The following is a 4,879-nucleotide window of genomic DNA, read 5'->3' as shown; positions in this document are numbered from 1 at the left end:
ACTAGACAGTAAAACGGGGGCGAAAACGGTTTACCTTTGCTCACAAGTTAGAGCTTATCTTGATGCATGGCAATCAGAGAGTCCTTACCTGTTTCCAACCCCTTGTAACACTCAACCCATATCCACCAATCAGTTGGGTATATTCTGGCGACAGGCTCGCCAGTTGGCAGGATTGGAAGGTGTACGTTTGCATGATTTACGTCACACCTACGCCAGTATTGCCATTCAGTCGAAGGTAAACTTGATCGTGCTGAGTCGCCTTTTGGGGCATGCTGAAGCGGAAACGACGCTAAAGTATGCACATTTGGGACGTGATGACGTGTGTCAGGCCGCTTCTCATGTGTCGGGAGTGCTCGTTAAAGGTATGCGCTCATGAAGTCACTGTTATTTACTTCTAAAGTGATTCAATCACTTCATTCGAAAACTCGAACGTATACGGTGTGGGATACCCAAGTGCCAGCGTTAGGAGTTCGAGTTTATACCGATGGTCGCCGTTTCTATGTGACTCATTTATCCATTCCCAATAAGACGTTGGCGGCAGTGGGACAACTGACACTAAAAAAAGTGAGACAACACGTACGTGCTTTACAGGCCTCTTTTTTAGACAAAGAGACGAAACCGATACGGTTGATCCGCTTTGATGCGTTGGTGAAAGAAGAATGGACGGATAAGGTCTGCAAGGGATGGAAAGTGAGTACACAAGGGACAGCGTCGAGCGCCTTAAAAAAGCATTTGTTGCCCGAGTTTGGACGTTTTCCTGTCAGCCGTATTGATTCGTGTCATGTGCATCGTTGGTTTGATGAACTCAGCCAGAATTACGCAGGGGCTGCCAACCGTAATCTTGATGTGCTTCGTTCTATCTTCAAATATGCGGTGAAGCAAGGTTATTGCATGAATAACCCTTGTGACGGTCTTAAGCAAAATCGCAAAAAAAAACTCAATCGTTTTTTGAGTTTGGATGAGTTAGCGCGAATGCAGAAGGCATTAACTGTGGTCAGCCAGCAAGGTGATCTGGAAGCGTGCTGTTGTCTGGTGCTAAAACTGGTGTTGTTAACGGGGTGTCGAATTTCAGAGGTAACAGGCCTGCAATGGTCTTTTGTTAAAGGAAGGGAGTGGCATTTGCCGGACAGCAAAACGGGTGCGAAGGTGGTGTATGTGGGCAAGGAAGCGCAGAAACTCCTTTCAGACATACCACAGCAAGTATGGGCGCATCGTAGCGAATCACACGATGATGTGTTTATGCCCTTGCGTCGTTTTGTGAGTCGGTCGACTAAGGTTAGTCTGGTCTGGCAACAGGTGCGAGCCTTAGCCCATATCGAGGATGTTCGTATTCACGATTTGCGCCATACCTTTGCCAGTTATGCGGTGTTAGAGGGGTATCCTATCCCAATGGTGTCGAAACTGTTGGGTCACACGCGCATTTCATCCACGCTTCGTTATGCTCACGTGGATGATGCGCAAGTATCGCAATCTGCTGAGGCGATAGGGGAAGTTATTAGTGGAATATTATCAGGTCAGCTTGTGAGTAACCCTAAAACTCGAAAAGTAAGAGCATCCAAACCTAAGCTGACGAAATCTCCCCCTAAACGCAGAGGAAGACCTATCAAAGCAATACCTGAACTTACCGATGAGGAGGTTGAACGGCTTAGATATGAAGTGGATTTTTGGGAATGGTGATGAAAATATCTGTCGGAATAACATAAGTACATCAAATTTTAAGGTTAGGGTTTTGGTGAAATTCGTGTTTGAGGGCAGTCACACTTGGAGGTCTATGCTCATTTACTTTTCACTTGCCTCACCGTAGACCTTCAGCCCTGTAGCATCAACGGCTAAATGCTGAATTGCTTCTTCACCAATCCAAAATATCAGTGACTAATGACTGATTAAAGCTTGATTATATTGCTTCCAGTTAGTTTCTTTATAGCGAGGCTTGGTCATTAATCTAAGTCTTTGAGTCAACTTAGCTGCTCAGCTCATAAGTTGAAGGTTTAATTTTCTAATCTTGATAAATAATGATTCTTTATCAAGATTATATGTGATTGTGAGCATCTTGTTTTTAAGTAAAGAGCTAAAGTTTGGCGTGTTTACTTATTAGAGTGGTAAAACGTTATGACTGTAGCAAAGAGGACATTAGGACGGATGATGTTTGTTGCGCAATTTTTACCATTTGTATGGTTTGTTCTTCTAATATTAATCCAAGAGTGATTTTAAGGCGATTAAAAACGCATACTTTGACTCCTTTGAAGAGGTGTGGCGGGTTATGCTGAGCCCTTGTACAAGGTTTTCTGTTCCACTAATTTAGCTCATCGTATTAATCTTGTCATACAAATGGTAGTGTTTGGAAAGGGCAGTGGTAGCAGTGGTAAAAACAGCTTGAGCTAAGTTTGTTCAGGCGAGTCACTCTACTCATATATTAAGTCTAAGTGAGGAACGGTCGTCCATGTAGCGTTGAAGTCATTATTAAAACAACTTCTATGTCTTGTTGCTAATAATCAAAGACAAGCCAAATCCAATAAATATCCCTCCAGTAACCTTATTAAATGTCGCTCTAACCTTTTCCTTTATAAGCCAAAACTTAAGCTTCTTTGTTACTAACGCGTATGTTAAAAGTGCTAGGAATGACGACGAGGTAAAGGTGAGTGTAAGCAAGATAAATTGCGGTATGATGGAATGTTCAACTTCGATAAACTGAGGAAACAAGGCCGAATAAAACACGATAGCCTTTGGGTTAGTTACACCAACCAGATACGCTTCACGAAACAACATCTTTCTGTTATGCGCGCTAGCTTGGGGATCATAATTTTTTAAAGTCCGTTTGTTTGATCTCCACGTCTTTATTCCAAGTAAAAGTAGATATATTCCGCCAACCATTTTAATAAATAGGAATAATGATTCAGATGCCAAAAGAAGAACACCTAAACCTGTAGCCGATAAGCCTGCCATTGTGATCATAGCTGCAATATTTCCAAGAATCCCTGAGACCGCTCGCTCAACCCCATACACGGCTGAATTTTTCACAGTCAATAACACCGCAGGCCCCGGGGAAAAAGTAGCAGCTACACAAATTGTAAAAAATAGTAAATAGTCCATATGTTTGTTATCCGTAATATGAAAGACCTATTGAAAATATAAAGGACGTAATGCTCTGTTAGGGGATGAGACTCCTCGACTTTAAAAAGATTACATCACAAGTATTTTATTATGCCTTGACGGTTAACTAATTAATTTATATTTAAATAATAAATTAATTAATATTAATTTTCGTTTAGCTTCCTTAATTTGACTGAAGACTGAATTATAATATTCATAGCTAAAGAAGCGCTTAAAACATTGATATGGCGATGAAGAGCTCTGGCGTAAGAGGAACACCTAGCGTAGCTCGTAAGTAGGACGTTCGCTTATACAGTGGTATAGGTCTAAAGCTGTTGAGAATATTTAATGTTTATTCAAAAATGATACTATCTATCTGGAATTTATGAAAAAAATAATACTACTTACCTGTTTATTCTTCAGTGTTCCTGTACTAGCCGCGACAGAATCCCCTCAGTTTTTTGTTGGCGTAGTAGGGGGATACCAAGGGGCTCTGGAGGAGAATTGCAATCACTCAAATCCAGAGGGCACAATTTTAGGTCTCTATAGCGGGTTACAGTTTACTCCCTCTTGGAGTTGGGATTTAGGCTATCAAGATCACGATGAACTAAAGGCGGATGGATGCCACTCGGTTAATGTTAAAACTTGGTTGATTGAAAGCACTCTTCGTTACGATTGGTACCTACAAGATAACCTAAGTTTATACGGTCGACTTGGTGCTGCTTATTGGGACATGGAAAAAACGCAACTGTCTTCAAGTAAGAGCGATGCAACAGGTTTTTCTCCTCTCGGTGGGGTGGGGATTAACTATCACTTTAACCCTAACGTCCGATTATCAACGGGCTATCAATACATTGACAGTATTGGTAAGTCAAACACGGGTAAGTATGATAGCCGTGGATTGTTGGTCAGTCTAACCTATACGTTTGGCAGTACAACTCAACCAGCGTTAGTCGAAACAGCGCCAACGTCTATTATTGAAGATACTCCCGTTAAAGAGACAGCCACTGTAAAAACACCGCCTCAAATACAGGCATTTTCACCAAAAACTACAGATATATTGTCTGGTTTTGATTCAGGCGATCCTAGCCAAGAGTTTATTGACCAATTAACTGAAATCTCTTCAATATTAAATTCTTACCCACAAGCTCAGGCCACAGTTGTTGGACACACTGACTCAACAGGCTCAGCCCTCTACAATCAAAACCTATCTGAGCATCGTGCTCAAGCGGTCGTCAATAAACTGATTGAATTGGGTGCCACACAGACACAACTTGAGTGGAGAGGTGAAGGTGAGTCTCAACCTGTTGCTGACAACAAGACCGCAGAGGGGCGAGCTAAAAATCGCCGAGTTGAAGTTACCATCCCCAGTTTTCAGTTCCAAGAGTAAGTTATTATGATTAAATGTTTTAAAGCCTTATTTGTAATAGTGGTTTTTTCAATACTAACGTTATTAACTGGTTGTAATTCAGAAGGCGCCTTCTCTGGATCAACCATAAAATTAGAACGTATTGATATCGTCGCTTCTCCGATAGTGATGAAAGGTGTCAGTCAACTAACTCTTGCCGCGGGCAACAAGCAGCCCTTTGAAACGGTTGGTCACTACTCTGATGGTTCATCTCGCACCTTGACGGATTTAAACGTGAGTGATTGGCACACAAGCAATTCTGATGTAGGGCGCTTTGATGAGACTGGCGTATTTACTGCTACTAACGAGGGCTATACCACAGTAATGGCCACCAAAGATGGCATCCCCAGTAATACGGTGGAGGTGAATGTGTCGGCAGCG

At 42.1% G+C, this 4,879-nt stretch carries 4 protein-coding genes and 1 pseudogene; 4 read left to right on the top strand and 1 reads right to left on the bottom strand.

The genetic code is table 11. The features are described from left to right. The coding region (locus tag ACED53_RS18590) for a tyrosine-type recombinase/integrase (RefSeq protein WP_371715286.1) at positions 1 to 376 on the top strand (376 nt) is incomplete at its 5' end. Then, positions 373 to 1,677, top strand: coding sequence for a tyrosine-type recombinase/integrase (locus tag ACED53_RS18585; RefSeq protein WP_371692744.1), 1,305 nt, complete (start codon positions 373 to 375; stop codon positions 1,675 to 1,677). The genes ACED53_RS18590 and ACED53_RS18585, both read left to right, overlap by 4 nt. Before the next feature lie 795 nt (positions 1,678 to 2,472). Here ACED53_RS18585 and ACED53_RS18580 read toward each other — a convergent pair. Continuing rightward, complete coding sequence (locus tag ACED53_RS18580) at positions 2,473 to 3,090, bottom strand: LysE family translocator (RefSeq protein WP_017102087.1); 618 nt, start codon at positions 3,088 to 3,090, stop codon at positions 2,473 to 2,475. Between the two features lie 385 nt (positions 3,091 to 3,475). Here ACED53_RS18580 and ACED53_RS18575 point away from each other — a divergent pair, with 385 nt between their 5' ends. Then, complete coding sequence (locus ACED53_RS18575; protein ID WP_029222757.1) at positions 3,476 to 4,480, top strand: OmpA family protein; 1,005 nt, start codon at positions 3,476 to 3,478, stop codon at positions 4,478 to 4,480. A gap of 6 nt (positions 4,481 to 4,486) precedes the next feature. Next, positions 4,487 to 4,879 (top strand): annotated as a pseudogene (locus ACED53_RS18570) (hypothetical protein); the annotation flags it as partial.

Source organism: Vibrio sp. 1F169, assembly GCF_041439605.1.
Taxonomy (GTDB): Bacteria; Pseudomonadota; Gammaproteobacteria; order Enterobacterales; family Vibrionaceae; genus Vibrio; species Vibrio tasmaniensis_A.
The sequence above is the reverse complement of the archived record's forward strand: the minus strand, read 5'-3'. Positions and strand labels throughout refer to the sequence as shown.